Below are 20,949 nucleotides of genomic sequence, written 5' to 3' on the forward strand. Positions count from 1 at the left end.
CAGCTTGAGAACTGTATCGGCTATTTGCATCTATGCGTACGAATGAAGTCCGGCAAGCACGAGATTCACAAAAATCAAGTTAAACATAATAATGGCGAAGCCGATGACGGCAAGCCACGCGGACTTTTCGCCATGCCAGCCTCTTGACAGCCGCAAGTGCAAATACGCTGCGTAAAATAAAAAGGTGATCAGCGCCCATACTTCCTTCGGGTCCCAGCCCCAAAAACGCGTCCATGCAAGCTGCGCCCAAATCATCGCAAACACAAGCGCGCCGAGTGTGAATACCGGAAAACCGATGGAAACAGCGCGGTAGCCGACTTCATCGACCAAGTCCAGATTCACATTTTTGACGAGCGGGCTGATAAGAGCGCTGATTCTCTTTCTGAATATCAGCCTGAGCGCACCGTATAAAACGAGACCTGCGCCAAACGACCAGATCACCGTATTGACCTTTCTGCCTGAAAAAATGGCCGGAAGCTCAATAAGCGGCTTCATTGCGCCTTCCGTAAGCAGTTCTCCCTCATGCGGGCCGACAAGCGCAGGCATATCATATATCATGACGCTTTTGGCTTCTTTTTTATCCACCCAATTAAATTCAGCTTTGTAGTCCGCCAGCCGGAATGCCGACGTGACGGCAATAAATGCCACGGTCGTCACGAGTATAAACATGATGACTTCAAGCCAGAACGTTTTTTTCCCCGGTCTGGATTGGTCGACATGCTTTAACAGGAAAATGACGCCGGCTACAAAACTGATCGCAAGAATCGCCTGCCCGAGCGCCGCCGTCGTGACGTGAATGTACAGCCAATTGCTCTGCAGTGACGGAATAAGCGGCGTAATGTCTGTCGGAAACATGCTTGCATATGCGATAAGCAAAAGCGCGATAGACAATGTGAACATGCCTAATGAAGGCAGTCTGTAAATAAAGTAAATAATAATAAAAGCGAGAACAAGCATCATGCCGAATGACGTCGTAAATTCAAACATATTGCTGACAGGCGCATGTCCGCTTGCCGACCATCTCGCAATGAAGTAGCCGAGATGACAAAGAAATCCGAAAATGGTTAACGTGATTCCGATAGCCGACCAGCGGCCCTTACCGTCCTTAGCACCTTTTGTTCCCCGGATGGCGCCGCCGAAAACCGGGACGGCAATTAAATAAATCAAAAAGGCAGCATAAAGAAAATTTGCGCTCAGCTCCGCCATGACACCACTCCTTTTTCACTAGGCCTGATTTTTGGCCAATTCTTTTTGATCGGCCGGCTCTTGAATCCCGGTCCCGCTAAGAACAAATTCGATATCCTTTTTCAGACCGAACCAGTTTTTGTTCGTATGTCCCGCCACAAGCACTTCATGATCACCTGTTTTGATCCAGATCCTTCTGTGCTGCCAGTACATTCCTTGAATGACGCCGATCATAAAGATCGCGCCGCCGACGGCAAGCACCCATAAGGTTAAATCTTTTCTGACGGTGAGTCCTGTAATGTTTTTCGTTTCCACATGGTCGAATTTTAATTTGTACTTGTTACTTTCGGAACCTTCAACAGTCTGCTGAATCGCAACAAAACTTTTCTCCCCTTTCGGCTTGTCAGGAGCCGTGATTTTAAAGACAAAAGCCGGATTGTTAGGAACCTTCGTTTTCGTGCTCGGTTCTCCGTCCTTGTTAAAATAAAAATCAGGAAGATAACTGGCGATCTGCACTTTGTAACCGTTACCAAGATCATAGTCCGTGTCGGGATCAAGAAGATTGATCTTCAGTTTGCCGAATGACTGTTTTGTTTTTTGGTCGATCAGCTGAAATACCATCTGATCGAGCTGGTTTTCTTTATAGTCCACCTGATATACAGAATAGGAGTCAAAGCGCAGCGGTTCATTGACGCGGATATTGTTTTCTTTGACTCTTTTAAGCTTCGGCTTTTCACCGAATACAATGTCGCCTTTCCTCTTGTACAAAACCGCGTCCGTTGTGAAGGATTTGGCGACTTTGCCGTTTCCGGCTCTGTCAATGGCGTCGGCGAATACTTTTTTCTCAGTGTCTTTGTTATATGTCTGCATCGTGAACCGGTTGTTTTTTAAGTAATATTTGCCGTCAGTACCTGGGATCTGGGCGGTTTCGCCTTCACGGACCCAGAGCGTTTCATCGACATACATACCGGGTACAAATCTCAGCATGGCTCCGATCAGAAAAATGATCAGGCCGATATGATTGACGTAGGGCCCCCACCTTGAAAAACGGCCTTTTTCCGCCAGAATGCTGCCCTCTTGTTCTCGCACTCTATAATGCTTTTTTTTCAATCGTGTTCTGAGGCTATCAGCCGCATCCCCGCTCAGCTCGGTTTCTGTCCGGCTGTATAGACGCTGCCTCTTCAAAAAGACCGGATTCCGCCGAACTCCTTGATTTTTCAGCGCCCTGTACAAAGGAATCACCCGGTCCAGGCTGCAGATGACCAGTGATATGCCAATAGATGCGATCAGGAGCATATACCACCATGAGCCGTACAGGTGATGAAATCCCAACAGATAATACATTTGGCCGATTATGCCGTACTGCTGTTCATAATATGTATCCGGCTGGGCGCCCGGCGGCAGATAAGCTTCCTGCGGAAAAACCGTGCCGAAAGCAGACGCCGCCAGAGTAATGACGATCAGCCATATTCCGACTTTTACGGAAGAAAAGAAGTTCCATACCTTATCTACGATTGTTTTGTTATATGTTTGCGAACGCCTTGCGCTGCCGTCGTACCGCATATCGGCAAGCGGCGATTTTTGATCATCAAGCGGCTTCCCGCACGACTCGCACAAAACCGTCCCGGCTGGATTCACGTGCCCGCATTCACATTTGACCTTTTTCATGAAGACGCCTCCGGCTTAATTAAATTCATATAGTCATGAACCATGCGTTCTGTCATCGTGCCGGTCACCACTTTCACGACTTTTCCGTCGGGATTGATCAAAAATGTCGTCGGAATAGGTGATACGCCGTACGCGTCCAGCACTTGCCGGTCAGTATCGAGCGCAACCGGGAAATTGACGCCGTATGTTTTCATAAAATTATGTACTGCAATTTTTGATTCGCCGACATTTACCGCAACCACCTCGACACCGAGGTCTTTAAAATGCTTGTATTGATTCTCCATGTAGGGAAATTCCTGCTTGCACGGCTCACACCACGTTCCCCAGAAATTCAGAAAAACACCTTTTCCTTTTAACTGACTCAGTTCTATGAGTCTGCCCTCTGTATCTTTCAGCGCGAAATTCGGGGCTTTGGACCCCTCAGATATACGCTCACCGTTTGTGTATACGGCATTATAGATGGTATATCCGAGCGCGCAGAGTAAGATGAGAAGGATGCCGGTCCGAATGAATAAACGCCGCCGTTTTTTGTTCATTGTACACTGCTCCCCTCCCCTGCCTGCAAATCCATTCAATTATATCATCAACACGTTTTGTAATTTTTGAAGGTTATGTGAAAATTAGAAAGCGTTTTTACCGTGTTCAGCTAAAGCCCGCAGCCTTTTCACCTCATGCGGCGACAATTCTCTTGCGTCTCCTGTGCGCAGGCCTCTTAAATCTAAAAATGCGTATTCTTCACGTTTTAGTTTCAGCACGTCATGACCGATCGCCTCGAACATGCGGCGGACCTGTCTGTTCCGGCCTTCATGAATCGTCAGCTGAATGATGCTCGTCTGCTTTCTTTTGTCCAGGGAAAGCATTTTCGCTCTGGCCGGCGCCGTCTTGCCTTCTTCAAGCTGAATGCCGCGCTCAAGCTTTCTCAGAAGTTCCTTGGAAGGAATCCCCTTCACTTTGGCGACGTACGTCTTATCAATTTCGTATTTCGGATGCATGAGTTTGTTGGCAAACTCGCCGTCATTTGTCAGCAATAAAAGTCCGCTCGTATCATAATCAAGCCTGCCGATCGGATAAATGCGCTGCGGCACTTCTTTGAAGAAGTCGGTCACCACTTTCCGCCCTTTGTCGTCATCAGCTGCTGAGATCACTCCTCTCGGTTTATAAAGCAGAAAGTACACGGGTTCTTCCCGCTCCACCTTTAATCCGTTTACTTCAATCTGATCAGAACCGGTCACTTTTACGCCGAGCTCTGTTATTACTTTTCCATTCACCTTTACTTTTCCTTCTTTTATCAGCTCTTCTGCCTTTCTGCGTGATGCCACGCCGGCATGAGCAATAACTTTTTGCAGTCTTTCCATGTCGTTCACCTCAAGTATAATCTTACTTTTTTCCCCTTGAACAAACAAGCTTTTTCAAGGAGAGTTATTCTGATATATAAAAAGCGCCTGATTTCAGGCGCTTCCAAATAATAACGTAACTATGATGATTGATGCAACCACCCCGATCAAATCAGCAAGAAGACCAACCTTTAAAGCATCCCCCATTTTTTTGATGCCGACCGCCCCGAAATACACCGTCAGGACATACAGCGTCGTGTCAGTCGATCCCTGCATGACCGAGGCCAGTCTGCCGATAAATGAATCAGGCCCGTACACGGCGATCAGATCAGTCGTCATGCCGAGCGCCGCCGTCCCCGAAATCGGGCGGATCAGAGCAAGCGGCACGACTTCTGCGGGAATGCCGAGCGTTGTAAAGAAAGGCTTGCACAGCCCCATGACAAAATCCAGCGCGCCCGAGGTCCGGAATACGGTAATCGCCACCAGCATCCCGACCAAATACGGAATGATGGAAAACGCAATCTCAATTCCTTCTTTTCCGCCTTCAACGAATGATTCATACGTCGGCACTTTTTTGATCGTGCCGTATATCAATATACCGGCGATAATAATCGGAATCATGGCTAAAGACAGCCAATTCACCATTTCCATTCGCTTACCTCCCTTTTCTTTTGCGGCGGTACCAGAAGTAGCGGTCAATGAAAATCGCGCCGATTCCCGAAATTAAAGTCGCTAAGATGGTCGGCCCGACGATATCGGTCGGTGATTTCGCCGAGTAAGCCATGCGCACGGCAATGACGGTTGTCGGTATCAATGTAATACTCGAAGTATTTACCGCCAAAAAGGTAATCATGGAACGGCTGGCCTCAGACTTACCTCCATTCAGCTTTTTCATCTGCTCCATGGCTTTAATGCCGAGCGGTGTCGCCGCATTTCCCAGTCCGAAAAAGTTTGCCATGAGATTTGATAAAATGTATCCCATCGCCGGATGATCAGGGGGAATATCGGGAAACAGCTTAGAAATAAACGGGCGGCACATTCTGCTGAATATATCCAAAAGGCCGGACTGCTCGGCTATTTTCATCAGGCCGAGCCAGAACACGAGAACGCTCATTAATCCGAACGAGATCGTAACCGCTTCTTTCGCTCCTTTAAAAACGGCTTCATTCACATCCTGCAAGGTACCGTTAAACATCGCAAAGACAAGTCCGATTACCGTCAGACATACCCAGATTAAATTGACCATGACGAACCGCCCGCCGCGCTCATAAACAGGCTCGTAAACGTCTCAATGAAATGCTTTTTCGGTTTTTTATGGCGCTCATTTTCATAATAGACGGGGATCTTGGCGATCACTTTCCCATCATGCATAACAGTCATCCGGCCGACGACATCAGGAATGAGAGAGGCGTCCTTTTTCCAGGCTTTTTTCGGTTTTATTAAGGTTGTGCGGATTTTTACATCGTCGATTTCATCCTCTTTTAACAAATATTTGACATCCCGGGCAATAAAAGCGCGCTTTCCGTAAAACGTCTTTTTCAGCTTCGGGATGCCGCCTTTTTTAGCGACGACATAGGTTTTATAGTGCTCAAAGACATAATTAAACATATTCATATGATCATCCCAATCATCCGGATCATTTATGGTGACCGCGATGAGATCCGTTCCGTCTTTTGAGGCCGTCGAGACGAGCGTCCGTTTCGCGATTTTTGTGTAACCTGTTTTTCCGCCTGTGCTGTAACGGTAGAGCCCGGTCAGAAGCTTGTTTTTATTTTTCCATACCCGGTCCATCGTTTCCGCCTTATACACTTTTGTGCCTGAAACGGTCCGGTATTCCTTGATTTTCATCGCGTATTTAGTCAAAAGCGCCATGTCATACGCCGTTGAATATAAATTTTCATGGTCGTCCAGCCCGTGCGGATTTTGAAATTTTGTATTTTCCATCCCGATTTGCTCGGCTTTTTTGTTCATCATAAATACAAAACCGTCAAGGCTTCCGCCGACATATTCCGCTATTGCCGCAGCGGCGTCATTTCCTGACCTTAACATAAGCCCGTATACGAGATCTTTCAGCTTTACTTTTTGTCCCGGCTGAAGATAAATGGCTGAGCCTTCCGTTTTTACGGCATTCGGGGAAACCGTCACGGTCTCTTCCATCTTTCCTGATTCAATCGCCAGCACCGCCGTCATGATTTTCGTAATGCTTGCAATCCGCCGCTTATGATGTTCATCCTTGGCGAATAACACCCTGCCAGATGCTCCGTCGATTATAATCGCGCTTTTTGCGCTGACATGTATTTGGGCATGTGCCGTATTGCCGTCTGTAATGGAAAAAAGAATAACAAAAGTCAAAAGAAATACGGCAGCTTTTTTGAGAAAGCGCATGAATGCTCACGTCCTTGTTGTGGGTTTGTACAAGTTTATGCGCATGTCCATGACTTATGAATACCAATTGCATCACTTTCACATAAAAAAAACTCTCCCAAAAGGAAGAGTTTTTATCTGACTGATGCCATATTTGAGCCTGATGCTTCATATTGCGCCAATTCTTCCCGCATGCGCAGAAATTCACTGCTGAGCGAAAGCAGAAGGCTCCGCAGCGAGTCCGGCACTTGCTGGTAGAATTCAATCGCGCTTTGGCCTGTATAAGCGGCGCGGCTGTTTTCGTACCATGTATCCTTTTTCGGCATGAAAAACTCTTCCACGCACTGATGATATACTTTATACAGCGTTTTTTCCGCTCTCGCCTCATGAAACGGCTCCTGCATTAAAAGCCGCCTGCAGGCTTCCTGGGCGCCTTCGCAAAAGACGGTCATCCTCCTCAGCACACTGAGCACGTCGCGGCAGTATGCCTCATCCGCCTCTCCTTGAGCCCGCATCTCCGGCAAAGTTGTATGATTTAAATAGCTGCTGACCATCGTGACAACCTCGGCTAAAAATTCACCAGTTTCTTCAGTATGGGCCCTCACAATCGAATTTCCCATTTCCGTCCGTTTCCTTCCTCTCTTGTACGTCGTCATTTGCGTCATTCATCAATGGCCTTTCCCTACTATCGTATGATGAAAAACGATTATTATTTAATATCCTCAAAAGTTTGGTTGAAGTTTTCAAAGAATAAATCGGCTTCCTCCTGGAGAACGTCTTCCTCCGCATTTTCAGGAAGCGGCGGGAGCTCCTCCAATGTTTTTAAGCCGAATTGTTCAAGAAATACCGGTGTCGTGCCGTATAAAATCGCCCGGCCGGGACCGTCGGCGCGGCCCACCTCACACAGCAGCGCTTTTGACACGAGGCTGTGCAGAATCCGCTCAGACTTCACGCCCCGGATATCTTCAATTTCCGCCCGTGTGATCGGCTGCTTGTACGAAACGATCGCCAGCACTTCCAAAGAAGCCTGTGACAGCCCTTTTGACGGCACTTCGATTAGTTTTTTCAAATAAGGCACGAATTCTTTTTTCGTTCCAAGCATATACGTATCCGCATATTCGGTAAGCTCGATGCCTCTGTCGTCTTCCTTGTACTGAGCGGCCACTTCTTCCATGATTCCGGCCAGTTCCGCTTCTTCTATTTCAAGCACCGTCACCAATTGCTTTTTGGTCAGCCCTTCATCACCCGCCGCATACAGCAGGGCTTCCACAATCGCTTTCCAATTCACGATATCAAGCGCCATGAATGGATTCACTCCCCGTAATGTATATATCTGAAAAGTTTTCTTCCTGTTCAATGATAATCTGCTGATTTTTCATCAGTTCCAGGACTGCTAAAAACGTCACGACGAGATGGTCCTTTTGCCGAGAAGGAAAAAGCTCCGTGAAGTTTAATCTTCTCCCCGCCGTTTTTAAGCTTTTTACGATTTCGTTCATTCTGTCTTCAATCGGTATTTCCTGCCTTGTAATGGTCGTTTCTTTCGGCCGCGTGATTTTTTTACGCTGAAGCACCTTTTGAAACGCGCCGATCATGTCATAAACGGTCACCGACAGCTTCTGCTCCGTCTGTTTGATTTCTTTTGCATACTCACTTAAATCACTCGGCGGCTTTGTAAATGACTTTTGTCTTTCTTCTTCCCGCTCTTTTAAATCCTTCGCAGCGGTTTTATACTTTCTATACTCAATCAGCTTTTCAATCAGCTCGTCCCGAGGGTCTTCTTCTTCAAGCATTTCGTCTTCAAACAGCTCTTCCTCTTGTTTCGGAAGCAGCATTCTGCTTTTAATGCTGAGAAGCGTCGCCGCCATGACCAGATATTCACTGGCGACATCAAGTTCAAGCTCTTGCATTGTATGTACATATAATAAATATTGTTCAGTAATGGTTGCCACGGGTATGTCGTATATGTCGATTTCAAGACGGTTAATCAGATGAAGCAGCAGGTCCAATGGGCCTTCAAACGTATCAATTTTCACTTGATATTCTACCATTATCTCACCATTTTCAATATCACTCTCATTGCCGGAAAAACTGGCTACCCTTTAGTATAATCCACCGAAATGCTCTCGTCCAATACTTTTATACACGTCCTCCGTTATTTAGAAAATACTGAAAAAGAAGATATACGCCTATACCTTTAAAGGCGGATGCACATATGATAGCCGTGTAAACTTGAAACAAAGGGAGGCTGATTTCACATGAGCGGAGCTTGTTTCGGCGGAGGTTTTGCATTAATTGTCGTTCTGTTTATTTTGCTCGTTGTCGTAGGAGCATCTTACATCTGCTAGTTCCTCAGGCTTCAGACACCAAGCCGCTCTTTTTTCCTTTTCATAGCGCTGTGGTACACTGGTTTTAGCATAAAAGGAGGAAGCGGCTTGTATCCTAAAGCTTATATCGGCTTTTTGGCCGAATTTCACGCATCAAGAGATTATTTTGAGTGTCATGAACTGTTAGAGGAATATTGGAAAGAAAGCCCGGCTGAAAAGCGGAGCATTCATTGGGTCGGCCTGATTCAGCTTGCCGTCGCTCTGTATCACCAGCGCAGGGGAAATGAAGCCGGGGCGAAACGGCTGATTGCCAACAGCTTACGTATTCTCCGGTCTGAAAAGCAGGCGGTCTGTTCTCTCGGTCTCAGCCACCCGAAGCTGATTGAGCTGATAGAAACGCTGTCAGACGATATAGAAGCGGGCCTGCCTTACAGAAGTGTTATGCTGCCGATTACAGATGAAGCCCTGAAAGAAGCATGTCTTGCCGAATGCCGCCGAAAGGGCTATACATGGGGGCAAGACGGCGTATCAGATACCTTTCTTATTCATAAACACCGCCTGCGGGACAGGACGGATGTCATTAAGGAACGCGAACGGGAAATTGAGAGAAGAAAAAAAAGCAGAGGCTGACGGTCAGCCCTGCTTTTTCTATATCAAAACAGCTCCCGAAACCGTGAAGATTCCGGGAGCATTTGTCAGTTATTATATGAGATATCCTGATCTTTTTGATGTTGACAGCGTTCAAAAAAGCTTTGCGTTAATTCATTCGGAACGAGTGCCTCCGTTTTGAACAGACGTTTTAAGGCGTCCATCATTTGCTTTCCGATTCCTTGATGGCGGTGAGAAGGATTCACGCTGATATGCCGGATTTCAACTTCTGAGTCCTTTTTTTCGACTCCGATCGCTCCGACGATATCTTCATCCTCTTTCCAAAGAAAGAGCTGGCGGCCAGTATCCGTTTCATAGTCCTTTATTGTCTGCTGAAGCTGCTTGAGATCTTTTTCATTCGGCATAAATGACAGAAGACCCATCGCAATCTTTTCAAACGATTTTTTATAACGAATTAACATAAAAACCCCTCTATATCCAAAATGTCCATTCATGTCCTATCAAACGGATACATAAAGGCGATCCGTTTCCTCACATTATATCATTTTCACCGCTGTTTTAAACGCTTTTCAACAAATTATTCAAATGAACGGTTTAAATTTGCCATTTCAATGGCAGATACTGCGCAATCCGCTCCCTTATTTCCGGCTTTTGTTCCGGCTCGTTCGATGGCCTGCTCAATGGTTTCAGTCGTCACGATGCCGAAGATAACCGGGACGCCCGTCGCCGTTCCCGCCTGGGCGATGCCTTTTGCCGCTTCATTGCAGACATAGTCATAATGCGTTGTCGCTCCTCTGATAACCGTGCCGAGCGTAATGACGGCATCGTATTTTTTCGTTTCCGCCATTTTCTTTGCCGCAAACGGGATTTCAAACGCTCCCGGCACCCAAGCGACGTCAATGTCGTTTGATTCTACACCGTGGCGAAGCAACGTGTCTTCCGCTCCGCTTAACAGCTTGCTCGTAATAAATTCATTAAATCTGCCGACGACGATTCCGATTTTAAGTCCTGTTCCTACTAGGTTTCCTTGTATGATATTCATATGTTATCCATCCTTTTTTGTGAGATTAGTTTTTAGAAATGAAGCAGATGTCCAAGTTTTTTCATTTTGGTCTGTAAATATTGCTTGTTATGCTCACTCGCCTCCATTTGAAGCGGCACCCGTTCTGAAATGCTGAGACCGTATCCTTCGAGGCCGGCAATTTTCCGGGGGTTATTGGTTAAAAGTTTCATATGCTGAACCCCTAAGTCGCGGAGAATCTGGGCGCCGATGCCGTAGTTGCGCAGATCAGGCAGAAAGCCGAGCGCTTCGTTCGCTTCAACCGTGTCGTACCCTTGTTCCTGCAATCGGTACGCCTTCAGCTTATTGATTAAACCGATTCCTCTGCCTTCCTGGCGCAAATACAATAGAACGCCGCGGCCTTCTTCAGCAATTTGCGCAAGCGCGGCATGAAGCTGAGGTCCGCAATCACAGCGATGGGATGCAAACACATCGCCCGTCAGGCATTCTGAGTGCACTCTGACAAGAACGGGTTCGCTGTTAAACGGGACATCCCCCATGACAAAGGCGAGGTGTTCTTTTCCGTCAACCTCGTTTGTATATCCGTAAACTCTAAACGTGCCGAAGTCAGTCGGCAGCGTAATATCAACTTCTCTGTTCACAAGTGTCGTAATGTTGTAACGGTACTCTATTAAGTCTTTTATCGTAATCATTTTCAGCTGGTGGCGTTCGGCGATTTCGGCTAACTCCGGCACTCTGGCCATTGTGCCGTCTTCATTCATAATTTCACAAATGACGCCCGCTCCCTGAGATCCGCAGGCTTTTGCAAGGTCAACGGCTGCTTCCGTATGGCCGGCCCGCTTCAGGACGCCTCCTTTTTTTGCGATTAAGGGGAAAATGTGGCCCGGACGCTGAAAATCGTCAGACACAGATTCTTCGTTCAACAGCGCCTGAATGGTAAAGGATCGTTCCTGCGCGCTGATGCCCGTTTTTGTCAGCCTGTGGTCAATACTGACCGTAAACGCGGTCTCATGTGAGTCCGTATTATGATCGACCATCGGGTGAAGATCCAGCCGGCCGGCGATGTCTTCAGACAGCGGCGTGCAGATCAGGCCTCTCCCATGGGTCGCCATAAAATTCACCACTTCCGGCGTGGCATGCTCAGCCAGCGCTACGAAGTCTCCTTCGTTTTCTCTGTCTTCATCATCGACAACAATGATGACTTCACCTTTTTTCAGCGCCTCTAACGCCTCTTCTATCGGATGAAACATATCGATCTTCCTTTCTAAAAGCCGTTCTCGCTTAAAAAGGCTTCCGTGATAGTTTGATTGCTTTTCGTTTGTTCTGTTTTGTGCAAAAAGCGGTATAAGTATTTGCCGATCATGTCACACTCAATATTTACGGTCGATCCGACTGTTTTCGTCTGAAAAATCGTTTCTGAGATGGTATGCGGAATGATGGATACCGTCACGCTTTCGTCTGATAAACCGAAAATCGTCAGGCTCACGCCGTCTACCGTAATTGAACCTTTCAATACGAGCGTTTTTGTCAATTCCGGCGAAAGTTTTAAATCGTAATAGACCGCGTTGCTTTTTTTCTCGATCCGCGTAATTTCCGCCGTTCCGTCCACGTGCCCTGATACAAAGTGGCCGCCGAACCGTCCGTTGGCGGACATCGCTCTTTCCAGGTTTACTTTACTGCCTTTTGACAAGCCGTTCAGCGAAGTGGTTTTCACTGTTTCCGGCATGACATCAACCGTAAATTGATTGTCAGAAAATCCGGTTACGGTCAGGCAGATGCCGTTTACCGCAATGCTGTCGCCAAGCTTCACATCACTTGTCACTTTTGAAGCGGCGATGGTTAATGCCATGGAAAGGCCTGTCTTTTTGATTGCTTGGATCGTGCCTGTTTCTTCAACGATTCCTGTAAACATCGTCACCATCCTTTCCATCTTTAGGTATGGCCGTCAGTTTTATATCCGGCCCGATTTGGGTGATTTGTGTGAATTGTAAATGGGGGACATCTTTCATTGATTGAAAACCTTCACCGGAGATCAAGCTGGGAGCAAGCGTTCCTCCGATTAATTTAGGGGCGAAATAGAAATGAAGCTCTTGGAAACAGCCTTCCTTGACAAAACTTCCGTGTACGGATGCTCCGCCTTCCACATAAACGGACATTATGCCGTTTTCAGCGAGAATACTGAGCACCTCAGGGACGTGAATGCGGTCTGTTTCCAGCGGAATAACTTTTATTCCGAGTGCGGTCAGCCGGTCTTTCTTTTGCATGTCTGCACCTTTGGCCGTAAATATCCATGTCGGCGCAGCGCCGTCAGTGAGCACATTTGCCGTTTCAGGAATGGTCAGCTTTGTATCGAGAATCACTCTGACCGGCTGCTTCACCGCATCAGGAAGCCTGCAGGTCAGGCTCGGATTATCGGCTTTGACTGTGCCTGCTCCGACAAGAATGCTTTGATGCGATTTCCTGTATTGCTGGGCATCAAGCCTTGCCGCCTCTGATGTAATCCATTTGCTGTCACCGGTTTCAGTCGCTGTTTTCCCGTCAAGGCTCGCGGCCGCTTTCAAGGTGACATACGGAAGTCCGGTCCGCATGAAGTGAAGAAACATTTTATTCAGCTCTTCTGCCTGCTGCCTGAGAAGTCCGGTTTTCACTTCGATGCCCGCTGCTTCCAGCATTCCGATGCCTTTTCCGGCTACAAGCGGATTCGGATCTTTCACAGCAATGAACACCCTTTTTATCCCCGACTTTATTATCAGTTCGGCGCATGGCGGTGTTTTTCCGTAATGGCTGCAAGGCTCCAGCGTCACATACAAATCGGCGCCTTTTGCGTGTCTGCCGGCCATATGAATCGCGTGAACCTCGGCATGCGCTTCTCCGTATTGCAAATGGGCGCCCATTCCGACGATCTGTCCGTTTTTGACGACGACAGCGCCGACAAGAGGATTGGACTGTGTCTGTCCTTCACCGCGCCTGGCAAGTTCTATTGCCGTATTCATATAATATTCTTCCATCGTTATCCCTCCCTTCTTCCACGCAATTTGGCGTCAAAAAAGCCCCGAATGTTTACACAGTTCGGGGCTTTGCCAGTTTTAATCCATAGGAAATAAGACTATACAGTAAGTTTATTTTTTGCATAGCTTCTCTCATCCTTCTCCCATCCAGACTTTCACTGTCGGCTTCAGCTTTTCACTGAATCCACCGTATACAGATGCATACGGGTCACGGGCTGTAAAGCGCAAAACGCCTTATTACCGCCGGTCGGGATTTTCACCCAGCCCCGAAGGATACAATCAATATTTTTTTGTCCTTATCCGCTATTATAACATCCTTTGCGGCAGGCGCAATGAATTTGCACCTAATTATTCAGAAAAATAAAAAGCGCCCTTTTCCCATAAAAGGCGCCTTTATTTATTCGTTCACTTTGACGACCTTCAATAAGCCGTCAATCCGGTTTGATTTGCTGAAATACGCTTTAATCTTATCTCCCTTTTTCACATCGGAGAGATCCTGCTTCAGCTTGTCGCCGTTAAAAATAATTTTTGTGCCGTTTTCTGCCGTACCGTGGTACTCAGTTCCTTCGATTTTCGTAATTTTATATGTTTTGACTGTATATTCTTCTTTTTCCTGGGACAGGGTTTGTCCGATTGCAGTCGGCACGTCTTTCAGTTCAATATCGTTTATGACCATATAACCGCCCGCTAATAACAGCAGCAGTACAAGTAAAATGGCTGCTTTTGTTTTAATTCTTCCCATTTTTCTACCTCCAGCCCGTATCAATCTATTCATTACTATGTCATATTCCTTTTTTTCATGAATAGAAAACCGTTCTTCCCTGCGTGAGTTATTCATATAACGTTTCATAAAGGGAAGATGTTTCATGTATCTGTAAAACTTTCTATCTATTAAATAGATATACGAATTTATGTTCTGTTTTTGAGGGTGGAAAGATAAATTTATATAAAAAAGCAGTTTTCCTCATGAAGAAAACTGCCTGTACGGTTTATTTCGTCTTGCGAATTTCATTAAACGGGAAGAAGACGAATTTTGATGTGCCCGCTATTTGTTTTTTCGTAAAAAGACCGAGGCCGTTGCGGCTGTCCATAGATTCTCTGCGGTTATCACCCATGACGAAATATTTGTCGTCCGGCACCTTCACCGGGCCGAAGTCTTCTGTCAGCCGGTCATAGCCGTCTTGCTTCGCCTTGTGCTTATTTGCCGCTAAATACGGTTCGGACACTTTTTTGCCGTTGATGTACAGCTGGTCGTTTTTCATTTGCACCGTGTCGCCGGGAAGTCCGATAATCCGCTTGACATAGTGTTCGTTTTCTCCGTTCAGAACGACGATCTGGCCGCGTTTGAAGTCGCTTATGTATTTGACCGTCATATTGACAAAGATTCTCTCGCGGTCATGCAGCGTCGGATCCATTGATTCGCCATCAACGAGATAAGGGGCAAATAAAAAGTTTCGGATGAGCAGTGCCAGAACGACAGCGATGATAATGGCTTTCGCCCAATCAAGTACGGCGCTTTTTTTAGAAGTTTTTTCTTTTTCTGATTTCAAGTGATTTCCTCCCATTAGCCATGGTCGTTTTTATTTTACCATGAATCCCTGCACAGAGGGCAAATAAGCCCCGCACCTCATCCATTTTTTTCATTTTATAAGCCGGATCTGCTGATTTTACGGTATTTCACGAAGCTTCCGATCCGCCAAATGCACAAATACACAAAAGCAAGTTCCATCGTTAAAACGGCGAATTCCGCCGCGTCAATGTTTTTGAAATATTGGCTGAGCACGATACGGATCGCAATAATCGCGATAATGACATATTTAAAGTTTTTATTCCGCTTGGAGTAGACAAAGCCGTCTTCCCGGATTTCATAGGCGGTTTGCGACAGCATGATGACACCGAATACCGCGCCTAACAGTCCGGCGATGGCGAGCTCCCAAAGAGCGGGAAAATGAAACGGCTTTCCCGGGATATTCATGAGCTGGCTGATGCTGAATGTAAAAATGACGGCGATAATCAAAAGCGGGAGAATGATGCCGAAGCCGCCGCCTTTAATCGGCCTGTTCCCCTTTTTCACCCTGAACCAAATTATAAGTGCGAGAATGATAATGACAAATAAAACGGTTGCCAATTGAACCAACGTTTCTACCTCTTTTCATTGTTGTAATCGGTCTTTATCACTATACCAGAGGAACTACTATCATTCATATATGTATTTTTTCATGATTTACACATGAGAATTTTCATATACATAAAAAAACCCGCCTGAAAAAGGCGGGTTTTCCGTCATTATCCTTCTACACGGATTTCTTTCATTTTGTCTCCGTTAGACATGTTTTTCGCATGCTCTAAACCGCTTGTCACTTTTCCGAATACAGTATGAACGCCGTTTAAATGCGGCTGCGGCTCATGTACGATGAAGAATTGGCTTGAACCCGTGTCTTTACCGGCATGCGCCATCGATAAAGAACCGGCTTCGTGCTTATGCGGATTGCCTTCTGTTTCACATTTGATCGTTTTTCCGCTTCCGCCCATGCCTGTCCCAGTCGGATCTCCGCCTTGGCTGACAAAGCCCGGAATCACGCGGTGGAAAATAACGCCGTCATAAAAGCCCGTATTCGCCAGGTTTTCAAAGTTAGCGACTGTATTAGGCGCTTCATTCGGATAAAGTTCAAATTCGATTCTGCTGCCGTTTTCCATTTCGATATAACCAGTTTTCATTCTCATTCCTACTTCCGTATTGTTTTTTGTCAAAGCCTTCTTCAATATGAATTTCAATTGTAAGCCGGCTTTCTTTTTGATATTCTTTTGAAGGAAGAGGCCTCTGCTCTTCTTTTCGCGGCTATTATACCACACCTTCAGCCGGAAAACGAATCTCCCCGCTTCCGCAGAAAGAAAATGAAACCAGAACAGCTTCACAGCCGTCTATGTATCGGAACTGCTTCACGCAGGCCCTCACAAACCGCTTCAAAACGGCATTTGTGAAAAGAAGGAGGTTAACCGCTTTGAAAAAAATGTGGATTGGATTGCTGGCGGCGGCCGTTGTATTGTGCACAATACCGAAAATCAGCCTGGCCGATGCCGCAGTCGGAGATGTCATCGTCACACTGGGGGCGGATCTGTCAAACGAAAACCGTCAGAAAGTGCTTGACGAATTAAATGTCCCTGATAACGCGACAAAAGTGACGGTCACGAATAAAGAAGAACATGAATATCTGGGAAAATATATATCGAATGCCCAAATCGGCACAAGAGCCATCTCTTCATCATCCATCACGGTGGCAAAGAAAGGGGCCGGGCTTGACGTTAAGACCCATAATATCGATTCCATCACGGATGAAATGTACTTAAACGCCCTGATGACAGCAGGAGTGAAAGATGCGAAAGTATACGTGACGGCGCCGTTTGAGGTATCAGGCACCGCAGCATTAACGGGAATTATCAAGGCATATGAAGTCTCATCAGACAAAGCGATATCAGAAGATGTAAAACAGGTCGCCAACCAAGAGCTTGTCACCACTTCAAATCTCGGGGATAAAATCGGGGATAAAAACGCCTCCGCGCTCATCGCAAACATTAAAGATGATTTCGCGAAAAACGGTGTGCCCGATACAAAAGAAGGAATCGAGAAAAAGGTCGATGATGCGGCTTCAAACCTTAACATTACACTGACTGACGCTCAAAAAGACCAGCTCGTTTCATTGTTTAATAAAATGAAAAATGCCAAGATTGATTGGGGCCAAGTCGGCAGCCAGCTTGACAAGGCAAAAGACAAAATCACGAAGTTCATACAATCCGATGAAGGCAAAAGCTTTGTTCAAAAAGTCATTGATTTCTTCGCTTCGATTTGGAATGCGATCGTGTCTGTATTTACAGGAGACAGCGGATCAAGTTCTAACAGCTGAATGCAAAAAGAGACCGGACGCCATTGTTCCGGTCTCTTTTTTATTTATTGTTTGACCCCCGTCTTAAACGGCAGATCCAGTTTTACAATGTCTTCATAAGTTTCCCTTCTAATGACAAGATGCGCTTCGCCGTCTTCCACAAAAACGACGGCGGGACGCGGAATGCGGTTGTAGTTGTTAGCCATGCTGTATCCGTATGCTCCCGTGCAGAAAACGGCGAGAAGATCGCCTTCTTTCACTTCCGGAAGATCTATATCCCAAATGAGCATATCACCGCTTTCACAGCACTTACCCGCAATGGATACCGTTTTATCGTGGTGTTCTCCGATTCTGTTTGCCGATACGGCTTCATATTTCGCCTGATACAGGGCAGGACGGATATTATCGCTCATGCCCCCGTCAACCGCTGCATATTTACGGGTGCCGGGCACTTCTTTTTGCGAACCGATGGTATAAAGCGTCGTTCCGGCGTCTCCGACGAGCGAGCGTCCCGGTTCAATCCAGATCTCCGGAATGTCAAAAGCGTGCAGCGCTGCGTTTTCTTTTACCGCTTCGATAATTTTTTCCACATAAACGGCGGGATGAAGGGGTTCATCCTCCTCCGTGTAGCGGATGCCGAAGCCGCCCCCTAAATTCAGCACTTCAGAGACAAAGCCGAATGATTCTCTCCATTCATTCAGTTTTGCGAAGATTTTTTCTGCGGCCAACACAAAGCCCGCCGTATCAAAAATTTGCGATCCGATGTGGCAGTGAACGCCGAGAAGGCGGATATGGTCTGACTGTAATACTTGTTCAATCGCCTTTTCTATTTGCCCGTTATGCAGATCAAAACCGAATTTGGAATCTTCCTGTCCCGTTGTAATATAATCATGCGTATGCGCCTCTACCCCCGGAGTGATCCGCAGAAGCACATCCATTGTGCGCCCTGATTTGCGGCACAGTTCCGCAAGTAAGGATATTTCATAAAAATTATCAACGACGATGCAGCCGATTTGATGATCGAGCGCCATTTTCAACTCTTCTTCGCTTTTGTTATTGCCGTGAAAGTGAATCCTGTCAGCCGGAAAACCAGCCGCAACCGCCGTAAACAGCTCTCCGCCGGATACAACGTCCAGTGAGAGCCCCTCCTGCTCAGCGAGCTGTATCATCGCAACAGAAGAAAACGCCTTGCTCGCGTACGCGACCTGCGCCTTTAAATCCGCGTCAATGAATGCCTGTTTAAAGCTTTTAGCGCGCTCACGTATTAAAGCCACATCGTAAACATAAAGAGGCGTGCCGTAATGCTCCGCTAAATACAGCGCGTCCACACCTCCGATTTCCAAATGACCTAGTTTGTTTTGTCTGCTTGTGCCATGTAAGAACAATGCTCATTCCCTCTTTCTGATCCGCATATGGGTGAAAAGGACAGCTTCTTTTGAGCTGTCCTTATACAAGTCCCGTATAAGTTAAGACATACAATATCATAATCTTCTGTCGGTTTCAATGCGATTATGAACCGCTTGGCTGTCTTTGACGGTCTTTCGGGTGAACAATGCTCGGTCTGACTTTGGCTCCCGGCACTGTCGTCCGGACGAGCACCTGCCACAACGCCTTGCCGTTAAACGGTAAAAACGGCCATAAATACGGCGTGTGAAACGAGCGGATATTCGCCATTATGATCAGCAGCAATGTAAAACCTATCACAAAGCCTTTCACTTGGAAAATGGCCACGAGCACCATTAAGATGAGGCGTATCATTTTATTGGCGAGGCTGAGCTCATAGCTCGGCGTGGTAAATGATCCGATGGCGGCGATCGATACGTACAGAATCACTTCTGCTGAAAACAGCCCCACCGCTATGGCGATTTGACCGATCAGCACCGCCGCAATCAGACCCATGGCGGTGGATAAAGCGGTCGGCGTATGGATCGCGGCCATCCTGAGAAACTCAATCCCCAAATCGGCCAAAAAGATTTGCAGAATGATCGGGATGTGCGTATTTTTATTTAAACCGATAAAATCCAATCTTTCAGGCAGAAGAGACGGTTCGAGAACAAAGAGGAACCAAATCGGAAGCAGAACGGTTGAAGCAATAATACCGAAAAACCTGATCCATCTTAAAAATGTGCCCACTGAAGGCGCCTGCCTGTATTCTTCCGCATGCTGAACATGGTGAAATATCGTTGTCGGCGTTATGATCACGCTCGGTGACGTATCGACGACGATGATGACGTGCCCTTCCAAAATGTGATTGGCTGCCACATCCGGCCGCTCTGTGTATCTGACCATCGGAAACGGATTGTAGCCTTGTTTGACGATGAATTCCTCCACCGTTTTATCAGCCATCGTCAATCCGTCAATGTCAATCGCATTCACTTCGTTTTCGACGATGCTGACAAGGTCCGGGTCCGCGATGTCTTCTATATACACAATCGCAAGATCGGTCTTAGAGCGCTCGCCGACTTTCGTAATTTTGACGCGGAGCCTTTCGTCCCTGATTCGTCTTCTGATCAATGCTGTATTAATGACGATATTTTCAATAAAACCGTCTCTTGCCCCGCGGACGACCTTTTCCGTATCCGGTTCTTCAGGTGTGCGTCCGGGATAACTTCTGACGTCAACGATAAAGGCGAAGCCCGCGTCTTCAACGATAACCGCCACAAGTCCGGAAAGCACTTGATCCGTTGCTTCGTCGAGCGTTTTGACTTTTTGAACCTGCTGATTGACAAGCCTGTTTTCAACAACGTCAATCGCTTCATCCGCATTCTCGTCATAATTATTGACGTCGACGAGCTGTTCCATTAAATGAATGATAAACAAAGTATCGGTTAATCCGTTGACAAAGTAAATCTGGACTTCCCGGTCTAATACTCGAACTTTGCGGACGCCGACATCATAGCTCGTTCCCATACCGACGCGGTCTTTAAAAAATTGTTCATTTTTTCTAGGATCCCGGTACACCTTGATCATGTTTTCCGGTTTTTCCGGCATGGCTTTCGCTCCTTTCTAAAATGAATTCGACCGCCTTCATCGTGATCGGCGAGCCTTTGGATATGTCATCTTTTCTTCCCATCTTACCTATGTCGCCGATGCCCACAATGAGGGGAACGTCCAATTTATCCAGACAATACACCGTATCTCCGTTCATTCTGTGCTCGTCCATTTCTCTCATTCCGGTTTTATCGACGCCAAACTCCGTCACTTCTCCATCACGGTCAATGGAGACATCGACTTTCGTCCATTCAGCCTGATGGGTCTTAGAAGCGACCGCAATCACCCCCAGCACTTCAATGTCCTGATGTGAGGCGACATATTTCAGCGCCGTTTCGCCCGGCCCTTCCCCTTGCAGGCCTGAATCGTCAAACATGACAAACACCGGGTCATTCGGCGCGGCTTTAATCAGCTGAACAAGTTCGGGGCCGCTTCTCGTTGACGGATTGCCCTTTGATTGGGAAATACACCGTCCGCCTGCTTTTTCCGCGGCATATTCAATTGTTTTGGCGGCGTATACGTCCCCGTCTGTCACAAGAATGACCTTCCGTTTCGTCATCAGGC

General features: G+C 46.8%; 25 protein-coding genes and 1 riboswitch. Of the genes, 3 read left to right on the forward strand and 22 right to left on the reverse strand.

The features are described from left to right. Positions 1–30 precede the first annotated feature (30 nt). The 10 genes from ccsB to V7728_RS14050 form a co-directional block, all read right to left on the reverse strand. A complete protein-coding gene (gene ccsB, locus V7728_RS14005; RefSeq protein WP_007409434.1) occupies positions 31–1,206 on the reverse strand; it encodes a c-type cytochrome biogenesis protein CcsB in 1,176 nt (391 codons plus the stop codon). Positions 1,207–1,224: 18 nt separating this feature from the next. Next, entirely contained in the window at positions 1,225–2,853 is a 1,629-nt protein-coding gene (resB, locus tag V7728_RS14010) for a cytochrome c biogenesis protein ResB (protein WP_099566876.1), read from the reverse strand. Then, positions 2,850–3,389, reverse strand: coding sequence for a thiol-disulfide oxidoreductase ResA (resA, locus tag V7728_RS14015; RefSeq protein WP_003153391.1), 540 nt, complete (start codon positions 3,387–3,389; stop codon positions 2,850–2,852). The genes resB and resA overlap by 4 nt, the downstream gene beginning before the upstream one ends. Positions 3,390–3,473: 84 nt before the next feature. Next, a complete protein-coding gene (rluB, locus tag V7728_RS14020; protein WP_007612296.1) occupies positions 3,474–4,208 on the reverse strand; it encodes a 23S rRNA pseudouridine(2605) synthase RluB in 735 nt (244 codons plus the stop codon). A 93-nt stretch (positions 4,209–4,301) separates the two neighbouring features. Continuing rightward, positions 4,302–4,838, reverse strand: coding sequence for a spore maturation protein (locus V7728_RS14025; protein WP_099566877.1), 537 nt, complete (start codon positions 4,836–4,838; stop codon positions 4,302–4,304). A 4-nt stretch (positions 4,839–4,842) separates the two neighbouring features. Further along, positions 4,843–5,433: a nucleoside recognition domain-containing protein gene (locus V7728_RS14030; protein WP_003153385.1), complete on the reverse strand. Its 591-nt coding sequence runs from the start codon at positions 5,431–5,433 to the stop codon at positions 4,843–4,845. After that, positions 5,421–6,572, reverse strand: coding sequence for a D-alanyl-D-alanine carboxypeptidase family protein (locus tag V7728_RS14035; RefSeq protein WP_012117887.1), 1,152 nt, complete (start codon positions 6,570–6,572; stop codon positions 5,421–5,423). The genes V7728_RS14030 and V7728_RS14035 overlap by 13 nt, the downstream gene beginning before the upstream one ends. A 113-nt stretch (positions 6,573–6,685) precedes the next feature. Further along, positions 6,686–7,171 carry a DUF3907 family protein gene (locus V7728_RS14040; RefSeq protein ID WP_015240120.1) on the reverse strand — a complete coding sequence of 162 codons (486 nt, stop codon included), beginning with the start codon at positions 7,169–7,171 and terminating at the stop codon, positions 6,686–6,688. Between the two features lie 89 nt (positions 7,172–7,260). Beyond that, entirely contained in the window at positions 7,261–7,854 is a 594-nt protein-coding gene (gene scpB / locus V7728_RS14045; RefSeq protein ID WP_007409428.1) for an SMC-Scp complex subunit ScpB, read from the reverse strand. Then, a complete protein-coding gene (locus V7728_RS14050) occupies positions 7,844–8,599 on the reverse strand; it encodes a segregation/condensation protein A (protein ID WP_099566878.1) in 756 nt (251 codons plus the stop codon). The genes scpB and V7728_RS14050 overlap by 11 nt, the downstream gene beginning before the upstream one ends. Positions 8,600–8,806: 207 nt before the next feature. Here V7728_RS14050 and V7728_RS14055 point away from each other — a divergent pair, with 207 nt between their 5' ends. Both V7728_RS14055 and V7728_RS14060 read left to right on the forward strand, forming a co-directional pair. Further along, positions 8,807–8,896, forward strand: coding sequence for a YjcZ family sporulation protein (locus tag V7728_RS14055; protein ID WP_003153376.1), 90 nt, complete (start codon positions 8,807–8,809; stop codon positions 8,894–8,896). Between the two features lie 87 nt (positions 8,897–8,983). Beyond that, complete coding sequence (locus V7728_RS14060; protein WP_003153375.1) at positions 8,984–9,505, forward strand: DUF309 domain-containing protein; 522 nt, start codon at positions 8,984–8,986, stop codon at positions 9,503–9,505. Positions 9,506–9,570: 65 nt separating this feature from the next. Here V7728_RS14060 and ribT read toward each other — a convergent pair whose 3' ends face one another. The 9 genes from ribT to V7728_RS14105 form a co-directional block, all read right to left on the reverse strand. Then, positions 9,571–9,945, reverse strand: a complete 375-nt coding sequence (gene ribT, locus V7728_RS14065) for a GNAT family N-acetyltransferase RibT (protein WP_003153373.1) — start codon at positions 9,943–9,945, stop codon at positions 9,571–9,573. Between the two features lie 116 nt (positions 9,946–10,061). After that, the gene (ribH, locus tag V7728_RS14070; protein ID WP_003153372.1) at positions 10,062–10,526 is read right to left on the reverse strand and encodes a 6,7-dimethyl-8-ribityllumazine synthase; all 465 of its coding nucleotides are present in this window, start codon (positions 10,524–10,526) and stop codon (positions 10,062–10,064) included. Positions 10,527–10,558: 32 nt separating this feature from the next. Further along, complete coding sequence (locus tag V7728_RS14075) at positions 10,559–11,755, reverse strand: bifunctional 3,4-dihydroxy-2-butanone-4-phosphate synthase/GTP cyclohydrolase II (protein ID WP_003153371.1); 1,197 nt, start codon at positions 11,753–11,755, stop codon at positions 10,559–10,561. Positions 11,756–11,769: 14 nt separating this feature from the next. Then, positions 11,770–12,417, reverse strand: coding sequence for a riboflavin synthase (ribE, locus tag V7728_RS14080; RefSeq protein ID WP_099566880.1), 648 nt, complete (start codon positions 12,415–12,417; stop codon positions 11,770–11,772). After that, the gene (ribD, locus tag V7728_RS14085; protein ID WP_076425398.1) at positions 12,398–13,513 is read right to left on the reverse strand and encodes a bifunctional diaminohydroxyphosphoribosylaminopyrimidine deaminase/5-amino-6-(5-phosphoribosylamino)uracil reductase RibD; all 1,116 of its coding nucleotides are present in this window, start codon (positions 13,511–13,513) and stop codon (positions 12,398–12,400) included. Before ribD ends, ribE begins: the two co-directional genes overlap by 20 nt. A gap of 131 nt (positions 13,514–13,644) precedes the next feature. Beyond that, positions 13,645–13,791: riboswitch (FMN riboswitch) on the reverse strand. Positions 13,792–13,910: 119 nt separating this feature from the next. Then, the gene (locus V7728_RS14090; RefSeq protein WP_007409423.1) at positions 13,911–14,255 is read right to left on the reverse strand and encodes a hypothetical protein; all 345 of its coding nucleotides are present in this window, start codon (positions 14,253–14,255) and stop codon (positions 13,911–13,913) included. Positions 14,256–14,502: 247 nt separating this feature from the next. Next, positions 14,503–15,078 (reverse strand): signal peptidase I, encoded by a 576-nt coding sequence (gene lepB / locus V7728_RS14095; protein ID WP_038456219.1) that lies wholly within the window; start codon positions 15,076–15,078, stop codon positions 14,503–14,505. A gap of 80 nt (positions 15,079–15,158) precedes the next feature. Continuing rightward, positions 15,159–15,650 (reverse strand): CcdC protein domain-containing protein, encoded by a 492-nt coding sequence (locus V7728_RS14100; protein WP_015240128.1) that lies wholly within the window; start codon positions 15,648–15,650, stop codon positions 15,159–15,161. A gap of 149 nt (positions 15,651–15,799) precedes the next feature. After that, on the reverse strand, positions 15,800–16,231 hold the full coding sequence (locus tag V7728_RS14105; RefSeq protein ID WP_003153363.1) for a peptidylprolyl isomerase: 432 nt from the start codon (positions 16,229–16,231) through the stop codon (positions 15,800–15,802). Between the two features lie 284 nt (positions 16,232–16,515). Between V7728_RS14105 and V7728_RS14110 the strand changes: the two genes are divergently transcribed. Next, positions 16,516–17,415 (forward strand): DUF1002 domain-containing protein, encoded by a 900-nt coding sequence (locus V7728_RS14110; RefSeq protein ID WP_032870110.1) that lies wholly within the window; start codon positions 16,516–16,518, stop codon positions 17,413–17,415. A gap of 44 nt (positions 17,416–17,459) precedes the next feature. On the opposite strand, the gene lysA is transcribed toward V7728_RS14110, so the two are convergent. From lysA to V7728_RS14125, 3 genes are all read right to left on the reverse strand, one after another. Beyond that, a complete protein-coding gene (gene lysA, locus V7728_RS14115) occupies positions 17,460–18,779 on the reverse strand; it encodes a diaminopimelate decarboxylase (protein ID WP_012117893.1) in 1,320 nt (439 codons plus the stop codon). Positions 18,780–18,903: 124 nt separating this feature from the next. Next, on the reverse strand, positions 18,904–20,385 hold the full coding sequence (locus tag V7728_RS14120; protein ID WP_007409417.1) for a spore germination protein: 1,482 nt from the start codon (positions 20,383–20,385) through the stop codon (positions 18,904–18,906). Beyond that, positions 20,339–20,947, reverse strand: a complete 609-nt coding sequence (locus V7728_RS14125; RefSeq protein ID WP_025284950.1) for a stage V sporulation protein AE — start codon at positions 20,945–20,947, stop codon at positions 20,339–20,341. Before V7728_RS14125 ends, V7728_RS14120 begins: the two co-directional genes overlap by 47 nt. Positions 20,948–20,949 lie beyond the last annotated feature (2 nt).

The sequence above is a fragment of the Bacillus sp. JHAA genome (genome assembly GCF_036961585.1).
Classification (GTDB): Bacteria; Bacillota; Bacilli; order Bacillales; family Bacillaceae; genus Bacillus; species Bacillus velezensis.